Source organism: Corynebacterium gottingense (genome assembly GCF_003693265.1).
GTDB classification, from domain to species: Bacteria; Actinomycetota; Actinomycetes; order Mycobacteriales; family Mycobacteriaceae; genus Corynebacterium; species Corynebacterium gottingense.
The window spans coordinates 78589-99184 of sequence record NZ_RDRE01000002.1 but is presented as its reverse complement, the minus strand read 5'-3'; the positions used below and the strand labels follow the sequence as shown (position 1 = coordinate 99184).

Annotated in this window: 25 protein-coding genes, 1 tRNA gene and 2 pseudogenes; 10 read left to right on the top strand and 18 right to left on the bottom strand. The window is 65.6% G+C overall.

From position 1 onward, the window contains the following. Nucleotides 1–28 precede the first annotated feature (28 nt). Nucleotides 29–102: transfer RNA gene (locus EAW56_RS02135), tRNA-Leu, on the top strand. A gap of 4 nt (nt 103–106) precedes the next feature. Here the strand turns inward: EAW56_RS02135 and EAW56_RS02130 are convergent. The 7 genes and pseudogenes from EAW56_RS02130 to EAW56_RS02110 form a co-directional block, all read right to left on the bottom strand. After that, entirely contained in the window at nt 107–898 is a 792-nt protein-coding gene (locus EAW56_RS02130; protein ID WP_133064842.1) for a hypothetical protein, read from the bottom strand. A gap of 27 nt (nt 899–925) precedes the next feature. Next, on the bottom strand, nt 926–2482 hold the full coding sequence (gene crtI, locus EAW56_RS02125) for a phytoene desaturase family protein (protein ID WP_122084841.1): 1557 nt from the start codon (nt 2480–2482) through the stop codon (nt 926–928). Nucleotides 2483–2519: 37 nt separating this feature from the next. Continuing rightward, nucleotides 2520–2603 carry a hypothetical protein gene (locus EAW56_RS02120; RefSeq protein ID WP_415528314.1) on the bottom strand — a complete coding sequence of 28 codons (84 nt, stop codon included), beginning with the start codon at nt 2601–2603 and terminating at the stop codon, nt 2520–2522. Nucleotides 2604–2616: 13 nt separating this feature from the next. Then, nucleotides 2617–2868, bottom strand: a pseudogene (locus EAW56_RS12965) (FAD-binding domain-containing protein); the annotation flags it as partial. Between the two features lie 262 nt (nt 2869–3130). Next, a pseudogene (locus EAW56_RS13210) lies at nt 3131–3265 on the bottom strand (deoxyribodipyrimidine photo-lyase); the annotation flags it as partial. Then, nucleotides 3262–3357 (bottom strand): deoxyribodipyrimidine photo-lyase, encoded by a 96-nt coding sequence (locus EAW56_RS12960; protein WP_167457375.1) that lies wholly within the window; start codon nt 3355–3357, stop codon nt 3262–3264. The pseudogene EAW56_RS13210 and the gene EAW56_RS12960, both read right to left, overlap by 4 nt. A gap of 20 nt (nt 3358–3377) precedes the next feature. Then, nucleotides 3378–4370 (bottom strand): suppressor of fused domain protein, encoded by a 993-nt coding sequence (locus tag EAW56_RS02110; RefSeq protein WP_122084840.1) that lies wholly within the window; start codon nt 4368–4370, stop codon nt 3378–3380. Between the two features lie 116 nt (nt 4371–4486). On the opposite strand from EAW56_RS02110, the gene EAW56_RS02105 reads away from it, so the two are divergent. Next, a complete protein-coding gene (locus EAW56_RS02105; RefSeq protein ID WP_122084838.1) occupies nt 4487–5299 on the top strand; it encodes a Bax inhibitor-1/YccA family protein in 813 nt (270 codons plus the stop codon). Nucleotides 5300–5390: 91 nt separating this feature from the next. Here EAW56_RS02105 and EAW56_RS12635 read toward each other — a convergent pair whose 3' ends face one another. The 3 genes from EAW56_RS12635 to EAW56_RS02085 form a co-directional block, all read right to left on the bottom strand. Beyond that, nucleotides 5391–5906 (bottom strand): hypothetical protein, encoded by a 516-nt coding sequence (locus EAW56_RS12635; RefSeq protein WP_095548445.1) that lies wholly within the window; start codon nt 5904–5906, stop codon nt 5391–5393. Nucleotides 5907–5974: 68 nt separating this feature from the next. Then, nucleotides 5975–6493, bottom strand: coding sequence for a transcription elongation factor GreA (greA, locus tag EAW56_RS02090; protein WP_095276849.1), 519 nt, complete (start codon nt 6491–6493; stop codon nt 5975–5977). A gap of 126 nt (nt 6494–6619) precedes the next feature. Continuing rightward, entirely contained in the window at nt 6620–7105 is a 486-nt protein-coding gene (locus tag EAW56_RS02085; RefSeq protein ID WP_244213318.1) for a DUF4307 domain-containing protein, read from the bottom strand. Between the two features lie 133 nt (nt 7106–7238). On the opposite strand from EAW56_RS02085, the gene mca reads away from it, so the two are divergent. The 3 genes from mca to EAW56_RS02070 are packed head-to-tail and all read left to right on the top strand — an operon-like array spanning nt 7239 to nt 9214. After that, complete coding sequence (gene mca, locus EAW56_RS02080; protein ID WP_122084836.1) at nt 7239–8099, top strand: mycothiol conjugate amidase Mca; 861 nt, start codon at nt 7239–7241, stop codon at nt 8097–8099. Further along, nucleotides 8096–8410 (top strand): hypothetical protein, encoded by a 315-nt coding sequence (locus EAW56_RS02075; RefSeq protein WP_095535680.1) that lies wholly within the window; start codon nt 8096–8098, stop codon nt 8408–8410. Before mca ends, EAW56_RS02075 begins: the two co-directional genes overlap by 4 nt. A 15-nt stretch (nt 8411–8425) precedes the next feature. Beyond that, the gene (locus EAW56_RS02070; RefSeq protein WP_186439380.1) at nt 8426–9214 is read left to right on the top strand and encodes an isoprenyl transferase; all 789 of its coding nucleotides are present in this window, start codon (nt 8426–8428) and stop codon (nt 9212–9214) included. A 16-nt stretch (nt 9215–9230) separates the two neighbouring features. Here EAW56_RS02070 and coaA read toward each other — a convergent pair whose 3' ends face one another. Continuing rightward, a complete protein-coding gene (gene coaA / locus EAW56_RS02065; protein ID WP_095276839.1) occupies nt 9231–10166 on the bottom strand; it encodes a type I pantothenate kinase in 936 nt (311 codons plus the stop codon). 168 nt (nt 10167–10334) lie between these two features. Between coaA and glyA the strand changes: the two genes are divergently transcribed. Beyond that, nucleotides 10335–11627 (top strand): serine hydroxymethyltransferase, encoded by a 1293-nt coding sequence (gene glyA / locus EAW56_RS02060; protein ID WP_122084834.1) that lies wholly within the window; start codon nt 10335–10337, stop codon nt 11625–11627. Between the two features lie 4 nt (nt 11628–11631). On the opposite strand, the gene EAW56_RS02055 is transcribed toward glyA, so the two are convergent. After that, nucleotides 11632–11982: a DUF5997 family protein gene (locus EAW56_RS02055; protein ID WP_095535677.1), complete on the bottom strand. Its 351-nt coding sequence runs from the start codon at nt 11980–11982 to the stop codon at nt 11632–11634. Between the two features lie 24 nt (nt 11983–12006). Between EAW56_RS02055 and EAW56_RS02050 the strand changes: the two genes are divergently transcribed. From EAW56_RS02050 to EAW56_RS02040, 3 genes are all read left to right on the top strand, one after another. After that, nucleotides 12007–12672 (top strand): type 2 periplasmic-binding domain-containing protein, encoded by a 666-nt coding sequence (locus tag EAW56_RS02050; RefSeq protein WP_095276833.1) that lies wholly within the window; start codon nt 12007–12009, stop codon nt 12670–12672. Between the two features lie 164 nt (nt 12673–12836). After that, complete coding sequence (locus EAW56_RS02045) at nt 12837–13433, top strand: LGFP repeat-containing protein (RefSeq protein ID WP_095548440.1); 597 nt, start codon at nt 12837–12839, stop codon at nt 13431–13433. Nucleotides 13434–13546: 113 nt separating this feature from the next. After that, nucleotides 13547–14077 carry a GNAT family N-acetyltransferase gene (locus EAW56_RS02040; protein WP_122084832.1) on the top strand — a complete coding sequence of 177 codons (531 nt, stop codon included), beginning with the start codon at nt 13547–13549 and terminating at the stop codon, nt 14075–14077. Between the two features lie 74 nt (nt 14078–14151). Here the strand turns inward: EAW56_RS02040 and EAW56_RS02035 are convergent, their stop codons facing one another. From EAW56_RS02035 to glpX, 5 genes are all read right to left on the bottom strand, one after another. Then, a complete protein-coding gene (locus tag EAW56_RS02035) occupies nt 14152–15729 on the bottom strand; it encodes an MDR family MFS transporter (RefSeq protein WP_095276826.1) in 1578 nt (525 codons plus the stop codon). Continuing rightward, a complete protein-coding gene (locus EAW56_RS02030) occupies nt 15702–16346 on the bottom strand; it encodes a TetR/AcrR family transcriptional regulator (RefSeq protein ID WP_133064045.1) in 645 nt (214 codons plus the stop codon). Before EAW56_RS02030 ends, EAW56_RS02035 begins: the two co-directional genes overlap by 28 nt. A gap of 45 nt (nt 16347–16391) precedes the next feature. Next, nucleotides 16392–16907, bottom strand: coding sequence for a hypothetical protein (locus EAW56_RS02025; RefSeq protein WP_095276822.1), 516 nt, complete (start codon nt 16905–16907; stop codon nt 16392–16394). 57 nt (nt 16908–16964) lie between these two features. Further along, complete coding sequence (locus tag EAW56_RS02020; protein ID WP_095537666.1) at nt 16965–18365, bottom strand: class II fumarate hydratase; 1401 nt, start codon at nt 18363–18365, stop codon at nt 16965–16967. 122 nt (nt 18366–18487) lie between these two features. Further along, nucleotides 18488–19507, bottom strand: a complete 1020-nt coding sequence (gene glpX, locus EAW56_RS02015) for a class II fructose-bisphosphatase (RefSeq protein ID WP_122084830.1) — start codon at nt 19505–19507, stop codon at nt 18488–18490. A gap of 231 nt (nt 19508–19738) precedes the next feature. Here glpX and EAW56_RS02010 point away from each other — a divergent pair, with 231 nt between their 5' ends. Further along, nucleotides 19739–20314: a DUF4245 domain-containing protein gene (locus EAW56_RS02010; RefSeq protein ID WP_095276816.1), complete on the top strand. Its 576-nt coding sequence runs from the start codon at nt 19739–19741 to the stop codon at nt 20312–20314. On the opposite strand, the gene EAW56_RS02005 is transcribed toward EAW56_RS02010, so the two are convergent. After that, entirely contained in the window at nt 20311–20586 is a 276-nt protein-coding gene (locus EAW56_RS02005) for an exodeoxyribonuclease VII small subunit (protein ID WP_095276814.1), read from the bottom strand. The two genes, EAW56_RS02010 and EAW56_RS02005, sit on opposite strands and share 4 nt — an antisense overlap. Between the last annotated feature and the right edge of the window lie 10 nt (nt 20587–20596).

Genomic DNA, 20596 nt, shown 5'->3' with positions numbered 1-20596 from the left:
ATGGGGCCGGGTACGATGTTTGCCTGTTGCCCCTATAGCCCAATCGGCAGAGGCAGTCGACTTAAAATCGATTCAGTGTGGGTTCGAGTCCCACTGGGGGCACCGATTAGCTCACCGCGTCAACGGCGTCCTGCAGCAGCCGCGTGACCTGCTCCGGGTCCTCGCCGGAACCGGTGATTTGGACAACGGTGTTGCCAAAGCGGCCGTAGACCGTCTCTCCGGTGTAGGACATTGCGCCCTCGACGGTGGTTACGCCGGAGAAGGAATCGTCCGCGCCCTCAAACTTCAGGTCCGACTTCTCGTACGTGTTGTGGGAAGAGACGGCCTGCTCTCCGGTGCCGGACGTGATCGTGATGTCCGTGCAGTCGCCGCTGTAGACGTCGCTGCGCTTCAGCAGATCCTTCGCGTCGTCCTCGTTGCCAAATTCCGCGACGACCAGGTCCACCGACGGACCGCTTTCGGGCATCTCTGCCGGCTTGGACAGCAGGGTGGACTTCGAGTGCTTGGTCATGAGGTTGTCCAGGACCTTGGTCTCGTCTGAGAAGTCGCACTGCGGCGGATCCACGGTGACATCGCTGGGCGTCTCCATCGACTGGTCGTCGCCGCCCATCTGCTCGTAGAGCGCATTCAGGTCCGTTTCCTCCGCGGTGGGGTACTGCTCCTTAAACGCGGCGATGACCTTGTTGGCTTCCTCGCCGTACTCGGCGGGCGGCTCGCCGGTGCCTCGGTCTTCCGCCGGCGCAGCTTCCACGGGACTCTCAGTGCTCTCAGACGCTGGGGACTCCTGCGATGCCGTTGCGCTCGTGTCGGTGCTGGTCGAGTCATCGGCCGAGCAGCCGGCAAGCGCCAGGCCCACCGAGGTCAGCAGTGTCGCGGCAATTACGGTGTGTCGTTTCATGCGCCCGACCATACGTGATCGACGCCGTCAGGCGGTAGGTAAAGGCCCAGAACTTTTGTCGCCGCGGAGCCGTTTCACCACGTTCTCGGCAGAAATGAGGCACATCGGCACGCCTACCCCCGGCACCGTCGTCGCGCCCGCATAGTAGAGGTCGTCCAGTGTGCGAGACGCGTTGCGCCCGCGCAGAAACGCCGACTGCCGCAGCGTGTGCGCCGGGCCGATCGCGCCTCCGGACCACGCGCGGTAGCGGTCCGCGAAGTCTGCGGGCCCGACCGTCTTATGCACGACGATCCGCTCGCGCAGGTCCGGGATGCCGCACCACTCCGCGATCTGCGTCAGGGCAGCGTCGGCGATCGCTTCGACGCTTGTCGACGCCCCGCCTCCGTACGCATCTCCGCCCCCAACATCCGTCTGGGCGGGCACCGGGACGAGAACGAAGAGGTTCTCGTGCCCCTCGGGCGCCGTGCCGGGGTCCGTGGCCGACGGCTTGGATACGTAGATTGAGCGCGAGGCGCCCAGGGGACGCGCGTTGACGGGGCCGTCGAACACCGCGTCAAAGTCCGTGCCCCACTCGCGGCTGAACAGCAGGTTGTGGTGCGCCAGCTGGGGCAGTGCTCCGCGCACCCCCAGGGTGAGCAGGACGGCGCTGACCCCGGGGTTGCGCTTGGCAAAGTAGGGCTCGTCGTAGGTCCTCTTGTCCGCCGGGAGCAGGCGTGTTTCGGTGTGGTGGAGGTCGGCGGCGGAGACGGTGGCGTCGAAAAGCAATTGCTCCGTGCCAACGCGCACGCCCGTGGCGCGGCCGCCGGAGTGCGTGATGGCGGTGACCTCCGTGCCGAGGCGGAAGCGGACGCCCTGCTCGCGGGCGATGCGGTAGATGGCGTCGACGACGGCGGCGAATCCGCCCAGCGGGTAGCGCACGCCCTGGGTGAGGTCGGTGTGGCTCATCAGGTGGTAGAGCGACGGGGTCTTCGACGGGTGCGACGACAGGAACACCGCCGGATAGGTGAGCATCTGGCGCAGGCGGACATCGCTGAAGCGGCGCGCCACGAAGCGGTCGAGCGGGGTGGTGAGGAACCTGGCCAGGTCGGCGTAGCCGGCGCGCACCTCCGGCGCGAGGAACGCGGCGGGGGAGGAGAATGTGGTGTAGAGGAAGTGGCGCAACGCCAGGTCGTAGGTGCGCTCGGCGGAGTCGAGGTATTCGGTGAGTTTCGCGCCCGCGCCGGGCTCAATGGACTCAAAAAGCGCCGCAGCGCGCGCGGGGTCCGCGGGGACGTCGAGTGGCGCCTGCCCCTCGGGGAACAGGCGGTACGCGGGGTCCAGCGGAACGAGGTCGAGCAGCTCCTCCGTGCGGTAGCCAAAGAGCGCGAAGAAGTGGTCAAACGCGTCCGGCATGAGGTACCAGGACGGGCCCATGTCGAAGCGGAACCCGTCGAAGGTTTCCTCCCCGGCCCGCCCGCCGACTGCGTCCAAGCGCTCGAAGACGGTCACCTCGTATCCCTCGCGGGCCAGGAGCGCGGCGGTGGCGAGGCCGGCGAACCCGGCGCCGATCACGGCTGCGGTTGGTGACGAGGCTGAAGTGGACACGGGAAGTACACCTTTCTTTTCGAGGGGGCTAGAAGGCCTAGAGAGCAGTGTATCCGCCGTCGACGAGGTGGTAGGAGCCGTTGACAAAGGAGGCTTCGTCGCTGAGCAGGAAGCGGACCATGGCTGCGACCTCCTCAATGATGTGCCGCGATGTCGTCGTAGGCCGCTAACGCCACCTTGCGGGATGTCTGTACATCCACCATCGGCCCAGGATAGGCGGGGGTACTCACCTCGGGTACCCAGCGGCTGACGTACGCGCCGTCACGGTCGAACTTCTGCTGCTGCGTGAGCGGATTGAAGATACGGAAGTACGGCGCGGCGTCGTCCCCGCAGCCCGCGACCCATTGCCAGTTGAAGGGGTTGGAGGCCACGTCGGCGTCGACAAGCGGCACGCCCGTCTCCCCGCGCTGTCAGCGGGCGAGCTGCTCGAGGTGTTGCGCATCGGGGTCCATCTCTGGGTGCGCGACCGCGTGCCATACGGTCGCCGGGGGTGCAGTGCGCCGCAAGCGTTGCGCTCGACTCGGGCTCGTCCACGCTTGTCGACGCCCCCTCGACCCCCTCCAATCCCTCAACGGCAGGGGCGGGTGTGGGGGACGGAGGGGCGTCGAGAAGCATGCCCTGTGCCTTCTTGGAAAAGGGCGTGAATACGCGGTAGGGCGTGCCGGATCCAGTGCGGACCTCCCAGGGCTCGGTGAGCAGGAAGTCGGGGTGTGAGACCGCGCCGGTGGCCTCCTTGACCTGCGCGTCGATGTCGGTGAGGTGGTAGCGGCGGTTCCACGTCACCGCGCCGCCCAAGCAAGCGCCGCATTGTCGTGCAGGCGCAGGTCATCGCGGAACCACATGAGGGTGGTGGGGGCGTCTGCTTCGTGGCTCATTGCACCGATGCTCGTGCGGTTTAGCGCTGTGTATCCACGACGTGCAACTCGAGCGGGGCGGTGACGAGCCGGTACGTCCCCGGTTCCGCGTCCAGTTTGGCCAGGATTTCGTTGCGCACGTCCGGGGAGGTGGGCACGCGCAGACCGTCCTCCTCTGCAGTGATGGCTCCTGGGAGGTCGGGGTCGAACAGCAGCCAGTTGTGCTCTGCGACCAGGGCGAAAGGCCTGCCGAAGGGGAGGCGGTGGCGCATGGCGCGCAGGATCGCGCGGGCGCCGTCGACGGAGACGTCGATACGCCCGGTGCCCTCGACGCCGAGCAGCCGCGACTCGACGGCGCCCACGGTCGATCCCTCGCGGGCGGTGGCCGCGGCGACAATGCGGCGGGCGGCGCGGTGCGTGGCTACATCCGCGCGCGCCGGATCGCTCAGCCCGAGGGGGAACGTGTCTCCGAGTACGCCCGTGAACTTCAGCGGGTCCCACGCCAGCGCGTCCTCGAGGTCGCGCGCGGTCAATCCCACGGCGTAGGTGAAGCGGACCACGGCCAGGCGCGAATCGACGACGCCAAGCAGCGGGTCCGCGACGAAGCTGAACGCGGAAAGCCGCGCGCCATCTGCGACCGGCGCGTGGAAGTCGAAGTAGTGGCCGGGCTCGATGGGGCGGCCAGTCCTCCGGATGTGGCGGACCAACCGGCCCAGCACCGCCGCGGGCCAACCCGGGGGAAGCGGCGCGCCGGCTGGGGGAACCCGGAGCGTCAGCTCGGTGTGCGTGCCGGCGAGCGGGAGCGAGGAGCGCACCGGCGCCAGACCGAACGTGCTGAACAGGTAGTGGTCCACCGGGTGGCTGATCCGGAAGGCCAGGATTTCCACGTCCCCGTACTGCGCAGCAAACGGGTGCGCATCCCCCGTGAGCTCGAGCAGCCGCTCGCGCACGGCGTCGCCTACCGCGGCGGGGCGAAACCGTTGCTGGTGGGCGCGGGAAAACAGCTCCGGCGCGCCCCATTCGGGCAGATGCATACTCACACTTTAGGCCCGTGTGCCGGGAGCTTCATACGCGGATGGGAACTATCTGGGAAGGTGGGGCGTTACATAAGGTGACACGGACGATGGACAAGGAAAGGAATGGAAACCAGATGCGAAGTAGCAATCCGGTACTGAAGAACTTGCCCCAGGCCCAGCAGCAGGGCTACGGATACGGAAACAACGAGCACACCCCCTACGGTGGCGTCCAGACTGAAGCTGGGCAGGCCCCGCGGGCCCCGCAGGACTCACAGCGCCCGATGACGGTGGATGACATTGTGTCGAAGACCGGCATCACCCTCGCGGTGATCGTCGCGTTCGCCGCGGTGAATTTCGCCCTGTGCATGGGCGTGAACCAAGGCATCGGCATGATCCTGACGTTCGTCGGCGGTATCGCCGCGTTCATCACTGTGCTGGTCCACTCGTTTTCCAAGAGCTTTGGCTCGCCGACCGTCACGCTGCTCTACGCGGCGTTTGAAGGCCTGTTTGTCGGCGGCTTCTCCTTCCTCATCGGCGGGACGGCCGGTGAGCTCATCTTCCAGGCAATCCTGGGCACGATCGGCGTGTTTATCGGCATGCTGTTTGTCTACCGCACTGGCGCGATCCGCGTCACCCCGCGCTTCAACCGCGCACTGACTGGCATGATCTTTGGTGTCGCCATCCTCGCGCTGGGCAACTTCCTGCTCGCCATGTTCACCGGTATCAACCCGCTGCGTGGTGACGGCGTGATGGCCATCATCTTCAGCCTCGTCTGCATCGTGATCGCCTCGCTGTCCTTCCTGCAGGACTTCGACCTGGCCGACAAGCTGGTGCGTTCCGGTGCGCCGGCAAAGGAGGCATGGGGCGTCGCCCTCGGCCTGGCAGTGACGCTCATCTGGCTCTACACCGAGATTCTGCGCTTCCTGTCCATCTTCAATGATGATTAATCACTGAATACCAAACGCGCCCGGCCCGCACCTTGCAAGGAATCAAGGTTGCGGGCCGGGCGCGTTTCGCGTGCCCTGAGGCGGGGCGAAGTTACATGTCGCGCTCCGGGTACACCTGCGCGCCGTCCACGGTGATCGTGGTGTAGGCCAGTACGCCGTTGACAACCTCCGGTTCGGACAGGGAGACGGCGATGTCCTCCGGCTCCTGGCCCGGGGCCACGCGGGTGCCGGTGCCGGTAGCGGCGTCGGCCTCCCAGGAATCCCAGACGATGTCGCGCAGCAGGTTGCCCTGGTCGGTGCAATCCAGCACCAGCTCGGTCGGGCGCTCCAGCTCGACGGCGCCGCAGTTGGCGATGGTGGGGGTGCCGTCAGAGGCCGTGATAGTGGTCGGCTGCGCGGATGCGGTGCCAGACGCGGTAGCGGTGCCGGATGCAGCTGCGGTGCCGGACGGGGTCGCGCCGTAGGAAGCCAGCGAATCCGGGTCCTGGCTCTTCGCCGTGTCGACCTTCTCGGCGGAGTCAACCTGGTGCGGCGGGTGGCAGGCGGAGAGGGAAACTGCTGCCACGGCGAGCATGCCGGCCGCGGCCTTACGGGAAACGGAAATCACAGGTTTGATCCTTCAGTTAGTTCTAAGAGCGTGCAATAAAGCGGGGATGAGGCTGCGTGCTAGTGGTACTAGTCGCGCGGCGTGGAAGCCTTAACAGAATCATACGGCTCCGCGGAGAGAATCGTCACCGAAATCTCGCGGCCGTTCGGCGCGGTGTACTTGCGCGTATCGCCCTCGGAGGCGCCGACGACGGCTGCGCCAAGCGGGGAGTTCTCGGAGTAGGTCTCCAGGTCCTTGTTGTCGGTGGATGCAGCGCGGGTACCGATGAGGAAGGTCTCCTTATCGTTCTCGTCGCCGTTGTAGTACACGTGCACGACGGAACCGACGTGCGCGACGCCCTCGATGACGCCAGTGCGCTCGGTGGTGGAGTTGGCCAGCAGTTCGGAGATCTGCTTGATGCGGGCCTCTTCCTGGTCCTGCTGCTCACGAGCCGCGTCGTAGCCCGCGTTCTCCTTGAGGTCGCCCTCCTCGCGGCGCTCGTTGATCTCAGCAGCGATCACCGGGCGGTTATCAATCAGCTGCTGCAGCTCTGCCTCGAGCTTGTCCTTCATTTCCGGGGTGATGTACTGCTTTTGCGTCTCAGCCATGCGGAAAACCCTTCCCTCATACGTCAAAAACGAGCCCGCCTGTTTCCCAGGCCGGGCCCAGTCCGACGGATTACGTGGTCATACTCGTACAAATATACAGGCGGATCTTAACACACTGCCCGCAGGCTACCGGGCCGCGTAGTAGGCGCTTTCCGCGTCCATATAGTCCGGAATCTTCTCCGAGCACCCGTAGACGCGCCCCGACGCGAGATCGCCGCGCACCGGCATGTTAACGGCGAGTCGCTCCATTTCCTCGCCCCCCGCGGGGATGACCACTTCACGGCGACCGATCTCCGCGTGGTGGTAGTCCACCGCGGTGACGATGCAATAGGACGGCACGTCAGTATCTTCGCGGGTCACGTCGATCCACAGCCGCGAGGTCGAGTCATCGACCTTCTCCTGCGAAATGAAATCTGCGCTGATCGGCTGCGCGGACCGCTCGCTCATCACGCGTGCCACGGCAAAAATGGCAAAACCCACCAGCAGCACCGCAGCGATCGCCATGATGCGCCCGGGCAGTTTGCTTGTCGACGCCCCCGTGCCCCCTCCGTACCGCGTCCGCGAAGTACCGCCGTTGCCTGGTGCTGCGGGTGCATTCGAGGTAGTGGACACGGCGGCGACCTCTCCTTCTGGGTTAGCGGCGCGGGAGCGAACGATTGCTTCGCACTTGATGGTACTAAGATGGGCCGGAGTTGAAGCACTGCCCCCTACAAAAGTTGGAGTTCTCGTGACTGGTTTGCGGCTGATGGCAATCCACGCACACCCGGACGACGAATCGTCTAAGGGCGCGGCGACGATGGCGAAATACGCGGCAGAAGGCAATCGCGTCAAGGTGGTCACCTGCACTGACGGCCGCCGGGGCGACATTTTGAACCCAGCCATGGATCGCCCGGGGGTGCTGGACAACCTCATCCAGGTCCGCGAGCAGGAGATGGCCCGCGCGGTTGACGCACTCGGCGTCGAGCACGAGTGGATGGGCTACCAGGACTCCGGGCTGCCGGAAGGGGACCCGCTGCCCCCGTTGCCAGAGGGTTCGTTCGCCGTGCAGGATCCGGTGGAGGTGGCGGCCAAGCTGGTGGCGTCGATACGCGCATTCCGGCCGCACGTCATTATCACCTACGACGAAAACGGTGGCTACCCGCACCCGGACCACATCATGGTGCACACGATTTCCATGTTGGCCTGGGAAAAAGCGGGTGATCCGGAGTTTGCGCCCGAGGCGGGTGAGCCGTGGACGCCGCTGAAGCTGTATTACAGCCACGGGTTTATCCTGCAGCGGATGCGTCTGCTGCAGGAGCGACTCTACGCGCAGGGCAAGCCGAGCCCGTACGAGCTGATGATTGCGCGCTGGGAGCAGAACCAGGCCGACGTGATGAGCCGCGTGACCACGCAGGTGGAGTGCGGCGAGTACTTCGCGCAGCGCGAGGCGGCGCTCACCGCGCACGCCACCCAGATCGACCCGGCCGGCGCGTTTATGGCCAGCTCGGTGCAGGACCAGCGAGACGCCTGGCCCACCGAGGAGTTCGAGCTCGCGCAGACCAGGGTGAAAACGCACTTGCCGGAGGACGACCTGTTCGCCGGCATCGAAGAGGAGGCCGCGAAATGAGCATTGGGTTCACAGCATCGTTGACCGCGTCCGCGGTGAACGCGTCGAGCTACGTGCTCGCGCAGGCGCCCGCGGAGACCCCGGTGGGGCCGGACTTTGGCAAGGCATCGCCAATCGGCCTGCTCATCCTGGTGGTGCTGGCCGTGGTGATCCTCTCGCTCGGGTTTGCCTTCCACCGCCGCTACTCGCGGTTCCGGCGCCGCCAGCAGTTTGCCGAGGCGCACGGAATTGACCCGTTCGACCAGGAGGCGCTGGACGCCGCGATGCGCGAGGCCGGCGTGCTGGACCTCGGGAAGAAGCGTATTTTCTAAGCGCGAGCGCGCCACATGAGTAGAGTGAGGACTGTGACGTTGCTGGAGAAGGTGCTGTACCCGCTGTACGAGCTGCGCTTGAAGCGCGAGCTGCGCGGCAAGAAGCGGCCCAAGCATATCGCTGTGATGGCGGACGGGAACCGTCGGTGGGCGCGCGAGGCCGGGCTGACCGACATCTCCCAGGGGCACCGGGCAGGCGGCGCGAAGATCGGCGAGCTGGTGCGCTGGTCCGCGGAAATGGACGTTGACGTGGTCACGCTCTACCTGCTCTCCACGGAGAACCTCCAGCGCACCTCCGAAGAGGTGGAGCTGCTCTTTGACATCATTTCTGACGTGATCGAGGACCTCGCGACGGAACACTATTCGTGCCGCGTGCGCCTCGTCGGCCACCTTGACCTGCTGCCGCCGGACGTGGTGGAGCGCATGCAGCGCTCCGCGGAGTCAACCACGGGGAAGGCGGGGCTGACCGTCAACATCGCCGTCGGCTACGGCGGGCGCCAGGAAATCGTGGACGCGGTGCGTTCCCTCATCCGGGACGAAGCCGCCCGCGGCACCACGACAGACGCGCTGGCCGAGGCGGTCACGGTGGACTCGATCGGGGAGCACCTCTATACCTCGGGTCAGCCGGACCCCGACCTGGTCATCCGCACCTCGGGCGAGCAGCGGCTGTCCGGGTTCCTGCTCTGGCAGGCCGCCTACTCCGAAATCTGGTTTACGGATACCTACTGGCCCGCGTTCCGCAAGATCGACTTCCTGCGCGCGCTGCGCGAGTACTCCCAGCGGTCGCGTCGGTTCGGGAAGTAGGGGGCGCTGACAAGCGCTACAGCTTGCGCATGCGCACGCGCTGTACCGTATGGTCGAAGCCCTTGCGCAGCACAAGCGAGGCGCGGGGGCGCGTGGGCAAGATGTTTTCCACCAGGTTCGGCAGGTTGATGGTCTGCCAGATTTCGCGGGCGCGGTGGGTCGCCTGGGCATCATCAAGCTGGGCGTAGTCGGCGAAGTGGGCGCCCGGCTCGCGGAACGCGGTGTGGCGCAGCTTGAGAAAGCGCGAGATGTACCAGTGCTCGATGTGCTCGACCGAGGCATCCACGTAGATGGAGAAGTCGAACAGATCCGAGACCATGAGCGTGGGGCCGGTCTGGAGGACGTTGAGGCCCTCGAGGATGAGGATGTCGGGCTGGCGGACCTCGATGTACTCACCGGGCAGGATGTTGTACGCCGTGTGCGAGTAGATGGGCGCCTTGACCACGGGCTGGCCGGACTTGACCTCGGTGACGAAGCGCATGAGGTTGCGGCGATCGTAGGATTCCGGGAACCCCTTGCGCGACATGAGGTTGCGCTCCTGGAGCACCTCGGTGGGGTAGAGGAACCCGTCCGTGGTGATCAGGTCCACGCGGGGATGCGACTCCCAGCGCTGCAGCAGGAGTTGGAGCACGCGCGCAGTGGTCGACTTGCCCACGGCCACCGAACCGGCCAGGCCGATGATGAATGGGACGTGGCCGGGGTCGCCGCCGATGAAGGTCTCGGTGGCGTTGGTGAGCTTCTGGCGGGCGCGGACCTGGAGGTGGATGAGACGCGATAAGGGGAGGTAGATGTCCTCGACCTCCTGCAAGTCAAGGTTTTCGCCGATACCGCTGAGCTTCTCCGCCTCCTCGGCGGTGAGCACCTGCGGCATCGCCGCGCGGCGCTCGCGCCAATCCTGGCGGTGGAAGTCCAGATAGGGGCTTGAGTCCGCTCCCCGTACACCTTGAGCCATGGGGTCCATTGTTCCACTCGCTGGAGCAATGCTCGCGCTCAGGGCAGGGATTGAAGAGGACCGAAAGTTGCCCCCGTGGGCGTGGGGTGACGTTTATACTGCTAGGAAGTCACCGCGTTGCGGGGATATTGCCATCGAAACTTGAACCATTGAAAGGACCCGGAGCACGTGTCTGAAGACTTCCGTTACCAGGACCTCGCCACCTTCGACCCCGAAGTACACGAGGCCATCGTCAACGAGCTGAGCCGGCAGCGCAACACCCTGGAGATGATCGCGTCCGAGAACTTCGTGCCGCGCGCCGTCCTGCAGGCACAGGGCTCTGTGCTGACCAACAAGTACGCCGAGGGCTACCCGGGCAAGCGCTACTACGGCGGCTGCGAGCACGTCGACGTGGTGGAGGAACTAGCCCAGGAGCGCGCGAAGCAGGTGTTCGGCGCGAAGTTTGCCAACGTGCAGCCGCACTCGGGCGCGCAGGCGAACGCCGCCGTCCTCATGGCGCTGGCGGAGCCGGGCGACACGATCTTGGGCCTGAGCCTGGCGCACGGCGGCCACCTCACCCACGGCATGAAGATCAACTTCTCCGGCCGTCTTTACAACGTCGCGGCCTACGAGGTGGAGCAGGACACCCACACCATCGACATGGCGAAGCTGCGCGAGCAGGCGCGCGAGGTCAAGCCGAAGGTGATCATCGCCGGCTGGTCCGCCTACCCGCGCCACGAGGATTTCGCCGAGTTCCGCTCCATCGCGGACGAAGTCGGCGCGTACCTGTGGGTCGACATGGCGCACTTTGCGGGCCTGGTTGCCGCCGGGCTGCACCCGTCGCCGGTGCCGTACGCCCACGTCGTGTCCTCCACGGTGCACAAGACCATCGGCGGCCCGCGCTCCGGCTTCATCCTCACCAACGACGAGGACCTGAACAAGAAGCTCAACTCCGCGGTCTTCCCCGGCCAGCAGGGCGGCCCGCTGATGCATGTGGTGGCGGCCAAGGCGACCGCGTTCAAGATCGCCGGCATGCCGGAGTTCAAGGACCGTCAGGAGCGCACCATCGAGGGCGCGCGCATCCTCGCCGACCGCCTCACCCAACCGGATGCGAAAGAGGCCGGCGTGGACGTCGTCTCCGGCGGCACCGACGTGCACCTGGTCCTCGTGGACCTGCGCAACTCCAAGATGGACGGCCAGCAGGCGGAGGACCTGCTGCACAGCGCGGGCATTACCGTGAACCGCAACGCTGTGCCGTTCGACCCGCGCCCGCCGAAGGTCACCTCCGGCCTGCGCATCGGCACCTCCGCGCTGGCCACCCGCGGCTTTGGCAAGGAGGACTTCACCGAGGTCGCAGAGATTATTGCGGAGGCCCTGATCAAGGGCGAGGCTGCCGACACCGAGGCCCTGCACGCGCGCGTCGACGCACTGGCGGAGAAGTACCCGCTCTACCCGGGCCTCGAAGACTGGAAGATGCTCTAGGGCGCTAGTTGTCGCTGCGCTGCTCGGCGTGCGCCGCGCGGGCCTCGCGCAGCCACTCCGGCTGGTCTGCCAGCAGCTCGCTGATCTCCTTGGAGGTCAGCGGGCGGTCCATCTCGTGCTTCTTCAGCGCGGTGATGGAAATGCCCAGCTTGCGGGCGACCTCGGGGCGGGGGTGCGGCCCGTTGTGGCGCAGCTCCTGCAGCCACTCGGGTGGATTCTGCTGGAGCTCTCGCAGCTCAGCGTGGGTAACCGACCCGTCCTGAAACTCCTGCGGGGTGGCGGGCAGATACACACCGAGCTTCTTCGCGGCGGTTTCCGGCTTCATGGCCGTGCTGGACGGCGTCTCATTGCTCATGCTGCACACGGTAGCATTCTGGGCATGCTCTCCCTCGTCTTCGTCACAGGTTCCGCGCCCAGCAAATGGATCCGGCGCTATCAGGAGGCCACGGGGGACTCCGTCGAGGCCATCGATGCCGCCGACCCCTGGGCAGTGCTTATCGACGCCCCCTCTTCCCCACCCACCGTCGCCCTGCTCCGCCTCCCGGACCCGCGCCTCGACGCCGCGAGCGAGGACTTCCACATGGTCCGCCTCTACGAGGAAGCCCCCGGGGTCGCCGTGCCCAAGGACTCCGTGTACGCGGAGGTGGGGGAGCAGGTCGCGGAATCGGACCTCGCCGACGAGTACGTAAACCTGCCGTTTTCGCACCGGCCCGACGTGGACGCGCTGCGCGAAGCGCTGCAGGTCGTCGCTGCGAACGTCGGAGTGGCGTACGGACCGCTGCCGTTGCTCAAGCACCTGTCAAAGAAGCAGGTCGTGCCGCTCGAGGTGGCGGGACCATCGGTCGCGCCGACGCCGATCGCGCTGGTGTGGCGCAAGGACGACGACTGCGACGCGATCCAGGACTTCGTGGGGATCACCAAGGGGCGCTCGGTGCGGTCCTCGCGCGCCAACGCGGCCCAGAAGAGCCATAAGAGCCACAAGAAGCGGAAGAAGGGGAAAGCGATCCAGCCGCGTGGACGGGGAAGGCGGCGCGGACGGAACTAGTGCGGGATGTGCACACTTTTTGTTTGCTATCCATGGGGATGGTGCAGGATTCTGCAAGGGGAGCGGGAGATTTTACCCCCGTTCGGGTGGGGTAAAACGGCGTGGGAATGTATAGCTTGCATAATGGTCACGTCACGTAAACGACACAACGAAAGGTTTTGTTTATGAGCATCTCCCGCAAGATCGTCGCTTCCGCAGCTGCGCTGACCCTGGCCACCGGCCTGGTCGCTTGCTCCTCCGACGAGGGCGACAGCGAGAACGGCACCACCGTGGTCGAGGAGACCGCGACCGAGACCGCTACCGCCACCGAGACCGCTGGCGCCGAGGACGGCGCTGAGGGCGAAGACGGCGCTGCAGGCGCGGGCGCTGCTGCCGGCGCTGAGGGTGACACCACCGAAATCGCTACCGCGGACGGCGAGACCGCGATGGTCCCGAACGATCTGGCGGCGGCCATCGATAAGTACGCCGACCCGGCATGGGGCGAGCCGGCTTCCATCGAGGAGACCGCGAACGGCTGGATCGTCTCCTACGACGGCGAGCACTACGTCACCTGGAACGAGAACACCGGCGGCGCGCCGATCTGGGGCGAGATTGCGAACGAGTGGATCAACGGCAACCACGCCGAGACCCTCGGCTTCCCGCTCGAGGCGGAGACCCCGCTGCCGTCCGAGTCTGGCTGGATCCAGGAGTTCGAGCACGGCACCATCGAGTGGACCCGCGGCGACAACGGCGAGTTCGGCCCGATCATCAACCAGCACTAGTCTGGCGTAGCGTTACGCTATAGCTCGCGCCCCATTACCAGGAAAACCCTGGTGGTGGGGCGTTTTTCGTGCGCGGTTTGCGCGCTACTTCGAAGGCCATGACAATAGTGCGCATGGCCAAAAACGGTTTAAATATTCGTCCGATCCGCCCTGAGGACTACCCGCAGGTCCGTGAGATCTATGAGATGGGCTTGAGCACTGGAAACGCCACCTACGAGACGAAGGGGCAGACGTGGGAGGCGTTCTCCCGCGGTAAGATCATCGAGACCGTTTTCGTCGCCGTTGATGCGCTTGACGACGACAAGGTGCTCGGTTGGGTTGCCGCGGCGAAGGCGTCGTCGCGAAGCGTGTTCCATGGCGTGGTTGAGGATTCGATCTACACGCACCCCGATTCGCGCGGCATGGGCGTGTCCGGCGCGCTGCTGGACAAGCTGATCGAGACCTGCGTTGCGCTGGACAAGTGGTCGATTCACTCGTGGATCTTCCCGGAGAACACCGGCTCCGCGGGCCTGCACATCTCCCGCGGGTTTGAAAAGATCGGCACCTTCCACCACATGGCGAAGATGACGTACGGCGAGCGCGCCGGCGAGTGGCGCGACTCCGACATATACGAGCTGCTGCTGCCAAAGCCCGACGAAAAGTAGGTCCGAAGAACGCAGAAAAGGAGCCACCCTGGCGAGTGCCAGGGTGGCTCCTTTGTGTTGGTCAGTGGCTCTTCCTAGTCCACAGTTTCCTTCAGCGGATCCTCAGTGATCGGGATGAGCAGGAGGAAGGCGATGACGGCGAGCGGTACGATCATCAGGAAGACCGGGGTGAGGCCGTCGTTGTAGCTGGTCAGCACGACCTCGCGGATCGCGTCGGGCAGCTGCGCCACCTGGTGCGGCGTGAGGTTGCTGCTGCCGCCGCTGAACTGCTGGCCGATCGCCTGCGCCTGCTCGGGCGGCAGCTGTGCCATCGCCTCAGGCATGCGCTCCTCCATGTGGGTGCGCATGTTGTGGATGAACAGCGAGCCAACCAGGGAGGCGCCGATGGAGGAACCGAGCTGGCGGAAAAAGTTGTTCGTCGCCGTCGCGGTGCCGACCATGGCAACCGGGAAGGAGTTCTGCACGATCAGGACCAGCACCTGCATGACCAGGCCGAGGCCGAAGCCGAAGATGAACATGTAGATGCCCAGCATGACCAGCGAGGTCTCGACGGTGAGGCGGGAGAAGAGGAACATGCCGACGGCGGTGATGGCCATACCCACCAGCGGGTACATCTTGTAGCGGCCGGTGCGAGAGATGACAAAGCCGACGGTCATGCCGGTGCCCAGCATGCCCAGCACCATCGGAATCATCATGAGACCCGCGTTCGTCGGGGTCATCTCGTGCACCATCTGCAGGTAGGTGGGCAGGTAGGCGAGTGCGCCGACCATTGCCATCCCGAGCACCGTGCCGGCGGCGGTGGTGAGCGCCATGTTCCGGTTCTTGAACAGGCCCATCGGGATCATCGGGTTCTTCGCACGCAGCTCAACGAAGACGAATGCGACGATGGCAACCACGGCGATAGCGATCGTGGTCAGGATGGTCGTGCTGCCCCACTCGTACTGGGTACCGCCCCATGTGGTGGTGAGGATCAGGCTGGTGGTGCCGATAATCATCAGCACCATGCCGAGCCAGTCGGCGTTAAGCGGGCCCTCGGAACCCTTGCGCAGGCGAAGGACGGAGGCAGAAACCAGCATGGCCAGAATGCCGAGCGGGATGTTCATCCACAGGCCCCAGCGCCAGCCCGGGCCGTCGGTGAACCAGCCGCCCAGGACAGGGCCGAGCACGGAGGCGACGCCGAACATGGCGCCCATAACGCCCATGTACTTGCCGCGTTCGCGGGCGGGGACGACCTCGGCGATGATGGATTGCGAGTTCACCATCATGCCGCCGGCACCAAGGCCCTGCACGGCGCGGCCGATGATAAGCAGCGTCATGGTGTGCGCGAAGCCGCCCAGGGCGGAGCCGATGACGAAGAGGCCGATCGAGCCGACGTAAAACCACTTGCGTCCCAAGCCGTCGCCAAACTTGCCGTTGATCGGCATCGCGATGGTCATGGTGATGAGGAACGCGGAGATGACCCAGCTCATGTGGTCAACGCCGCCGAGTTCGCCGACGATGGTCGGCAGGGCGGTGGAGAAGATCATCTGGCCCATGGAGCTCATCAGCATGGTGAGCAGGAGGGCCGTGAAAATCAGTCCAATGTGTTGCTTTGCACCGCCTTCAACGACGGTGCTCCCGGTTGTTACGCCGGAGTTACCGGATTGTTCCATTTCAGTTCCTTTGTAAACTCAGTAAACATGGCGCCTGCGCGCAGCAGGTTGGCTTTCAGGGTGCCTTCCGGTCGTTCCGGAAGGTGGAGATAGCGGGAGACGGCGAAGAAGAAGATCTCCACAACTGCGTGGATTTCTTCCTCGACCGGTCCGTCGAGCTTTCGGTCTTGCGGATGTTGTGCAAAGTGCTTATCGACGGCACGCCACAATGCCTTCATTGCCTCCCTTTTGCGAACCATCGCGGCGCTCTCAAGCTCCACGTGCTGGTGGAGTAGCTTGCGCCGACGGGCGAGGTGCTCTTGGTCTGCGGCCTCGGGGTGCTCCTCGAGCGACTCGATGATGAGCGCGACAAGGTTGTCCGAGGGCGTTGACGCGATGGCCTCGAGTCCGTCTTCGGTGAGATCGAAGGGGAATGCTCCAAGGATTGCGTGGTCCTTGGAGTCCATGTAGTTGAAAAAGGTGCGCCGGGAGATGTCGGCGGCTTGGCAGATGTCCTCGACGGTCGTGTTGTCGATTCCGTGTGCCTCGACCAGGTCCATAGCCGCTTCAAAGATGCGCCGCCTGGTGCGCTGTCGCTTCACCTCCCACGCGTTTGCGGAAGACTGTGAATTTTGCACGGAGTGCAATCTTACACTCAGTGCAAAGTTTGGCAAATCGTCTGTTTATGCCCGGTCAAACCCGATTGAGAGAGTGCCGCCGGCGATCCGCTGGTCGTCCTCAAGGTAGGTGAGCTCGACGAGCCCGTTGTCGGGCACGGCAACCTCCCAGCGCGCGTCGGCGCCGTTCGCGGTCTCGCACTTGTCGGTGAGTGGGTGATGGTGGAGCGTGGCGTCGATAAGCGCACTGCACCCGCTGTTTGGGTAGGTGACGGTCGCCGTGCCGCCGCCGAACGTGGCGACGACCGGCCACGATAGCGTATTCGCACCATCGGTGGTCTCCGCGAGGCGGACGAAGGTGCCGGAGTAGGTGCCCGCCGGGGCGAGGTCCGGGCCGGGCGCGGACGGCTGCGCGGTGACGGTAACCGTGGCCGGGACGGAATTGTTGTGCGGGTTGCTTGACCAGTACGCGGCGGCGAGCGCGACGCCGATGAGGGCGAGCGCGAGCGCGAAGACGCCGCCGGCGACCCACGGCTTGTTGGAGCCGCCCGCGTGGCGCAGCTCGGAAAAGGAATCAGGCATGAAAAAGTCCCCAGCTCGGTAGTGATACTGGGGACTTATCCTAACCGGCGGGGCCGATTAGTTGCGATCGGTGTTGGCCATCGAGAGCACGTCGAGGCGCTTGTCCAGCTCCTCTTCGGTGAGCTTCTCGCCATCGACGAAGCCGAGGTCGATCACGGCCTGGCGGATGGTGATGCCCTCCTTGATCGCGTGCTTGGCCACCTTCGCCGCGTTTTCGTAACCAATCGCGGAGTTCAGCGGGGTCACGATGGACGGGGAGGACTCGGCAAGGCCGCGCATGCGCTCGACGTCGGGCTCGATCCCGTCGACAAGCTTGGTGGCAAACTGGCGGGCCGTGTTGGCCAGCAGACGCGAGGACTCGAGGACGTTGCGCGCCATCATCGGGATGAAGACGTTGAGCTCGAACTGGCCCTGGGTGCCGCCGAAGGCGATCGCGGCGTCGTTGCCGATGACCTGGGCGGAGACCTGGGTGGCGGTCTCGCACAGCACGGGGTTGACCTTGCCCGGCATGATGGAGGAGCCCGGCTGCAGGTCCGGCAGGTGGATCTCGCCGAAGCCGGCGAGCGGGCCGGAGCCCATCAGGCGGATGTCATTAGCGATCTTGTAGAAGGAAACGGCCACGGAGCGCATCGCGCCGGAGAACTCGACGAGCGCGTCGCGGTTCGCCTGGGCCTCGAAGTGGTTGGCCGCCTCGGACAGGGCGTCAACACCGGTGAGCTTCTTCAGCTCCTCGGTGACCTTGCCGCCGAACTCGGCCGGCGTGTTGATGCCGGTGCCGACGGCCGTGCCGCCGATGGCCAGCTCGCCGAGGCGCTCGACAGTGCCCTGGACGCGCTGGATGCCCAGCTCGATCTGGCGGGCGTAGCCGGAGAACTCCTGGCCCAGGGTCACCGGGGTGGCGTCCATGAGGTGGGTGCGGCCGGACTTGACCACCTCGTGCCACTCGTCAGCCTTTGCGGCCAGGGACTTCTGCAGGACCTCGAGGCCCGGAATCAGGTCCTGGACCGCGGCTTCCGTCGCCGCCACGTGGGTCGCGGTGGGGAAGGTGTCGTTGGAGGACTGGCCCATGTTGACGTCGTCGTTCGGGTGGACCTCAACGCCGTTCGCCTTCGCGATGGAGGCGATGACCTCGTTGGTATTCATGTTGGACGAGGTACCGGAGCCTGTCTGGAACACGTCGATGGGGAACTGGTCGTTGTGCTTGCCGTCAGCGATCTCCTTCGCGGCGGCAATGATTGCGTCCGCCTTCTCGGCGTCCAGCTTGCCCAGGTCCTTGTTCACCTGCGCGCAGGCAGCCTTGAGCAGGCCGAGAGCGCGGATCTGCTGGTCTTCCAGGCCGCGGCCGGAGATGGGGAAGTTCTCTACGGCGCGCTGGGTCTGGGCGCGCCAGAGGGCGTCGACAGGCACCTTGACCTCGCCCATAGTGTCATGCTCGATGCGGTACTGCTGTTCTGCCATAACTAACGTCCTTTACTTACTTGCGTGGTTGGTCACAATATTCTTGAGCTCACGATTATGCCCCTTTTTCCCGCCGGGCGCGGTCGTCCCAGTTCGCGACCGTCCGATGTGGGGGAGGGGCGCTACTCGTGGGTGGGGTCCGAGTAGTCGACGACGGAGTACTGCTGCAGCTTGGCCAGCTTGTGCAGGGACTCCACGTAGCGGACCGTGCCGGACTTTGAGCGCATCACCAGGGAGCGGGTGGTGGCGCCGTTCCTGCGGTAGGACACGCCGCGCAGCATGTCGCCGTTGGTCACGCCGGTGGCGGCGAAGTAGCAGTTATCGGAGGTGACCAGCTCGTCGATGGTCAGCACGTGGTCGAGGTCGTGGCCCGCGGCGAGTACCTTCTCGCGCTCCTCCTCGGACTGCGGTGCGAGCATGCCCTGGATGTCGCCGCCGAGGCACTTCAGCGCGCACGCGGTGATGACGCCCTCCGGGGTGCCGCCGATGCCCATGGCCATGTCGATGGAGTTGGTGTCTTGCGCGGCGGCGATCGCACCTGCGACGTCGCCGTCCATGATGAAGCGGACTTTGGCACCGGCGGCGCGGATTTCGTCGACAAGCTGCTTGTGGCGCGGGCGGTCCAACACGACCACCGTGACCTCATTCGGGCGCACGCCCTTCGCCTTCGCGACGGCCTGAACGTTGTCGGCGACAGACGCGGTGATGTCGATGTGGCCGGCGGCCTCCGGGCCGACCGCAATCTTGTTCATGTAGAACGCGTCCTTCGGGTTGTACATCGCCCCGCGGTCCGCAGCGGCGATGACGGAAATAGCGTTCGGACGGCCCTCCGCCATGAGGCGGGTCCCGTCGACCGGGTCCACCGCCAGGTCGACGCGGGCGCCCTCGCCGTTGCCTACCTGCTCGCCGTTGAAGAGCATGGGGGCCTCGTCCTTCTCGCCCTCGCCAATCACGATGACGCCGTCCATGCTCACGGAGTTGATCATCTTGCGCATCGCGTCGACGGCCGCGCCGTCGCCCTCGTTCTTCTTCCCGCGGCCAACCCAGCGCCCCGAGGCCAGCGCTGCGGCCTCCGTGACGCGGACGAGCTCCATCGCAAGGTTGCGGTCGGGGAAGTACTCTGTGGACTTCGATTCAGACATCGAAATGTGGCCTCCTGGGCGTAAATACATGCATCGAACATCAACGGGGGTGAACCGACACCACACCGCACCGTCTCATTGTCGCACTTTTGCGCCCGGTTTCGGCACCGAATTCCACCAATTCGGGGGACGACGCACCCCAGCAGGGCGGATGCGTGGCCCGCGCGTCGGTGCGGCCGCGGCGGCTGACAAATTCGGGGGTGGACCACGCCGCGTGCCATACTGGCCTACGTGGCAAGTAACAGCAGCACCCGCATCTTTCAGGACGGACGAAACATCGCGCTCAACATGGTGTTGATCGTGGTGATCATGCTCGTGGCGGTCGGCGCGACCGGTCTGTGCACGTTCAACCCCGGCAAGCCGGAGCAGGGGCCGGTACAGGAGGTCGACGCGCGTACGTTCCTGGACATGGAGGCCCGCTCCGTGAATTTCCCGGTGGTCTACCCCGAGGCGCCGGCGGGCTGGGTGACCAACTCCGCCCGCCGCGCGATGATTGAACAGGCGCCCGCGCCGACCGTCGGCTGGGTCACGGCCGACGGGGGCTACCTCCAGCTGACGCAGACGGGCGCCCCGCTGGACAAGGCGGTGCGGGGGGCCGACCAGAAACCGCGCGAGCTGCAGCGCTCCGTTGACGTGGGCGGCACGGAAGCGCAGGTGTACACCTCTGCGTCCGACGACGTGCGCGACCTGTGGGCCGTCGACGCCGGGCAGTCGCGGTTCCTCGTCACGGGCGCCGGCACCGAGGAGGAGTTCCGCGCGCTGATTGAGGCGGCGCTCACCGCGGCACCGCTGCCGGCGCAGAGTTAATTGGACGCGTTGCCGTCGTCGCCGTCCCCGGAGCGGGATTGGATGGCGGCTTCGACGCGCTGCGACGCTCCGTCGAGAAGCACCTCGCACCGCTTGGCAAGCGCCTCGCCGCGCTCCCAGTACTTAAGTGACTCGTCGAGGCTCATCTGGCCGAGCTCCAGGATCTTTACCGTCTCAATGAGCTCGTCGCGGGCCTGCTCGTAGCTGAGGTCCTGCGGGTCCGGGAACGCGTTCTCGCCGGCCTCGCCCGCGCCGAAAGTGTTGTCTGCCATAGTGTCTCCT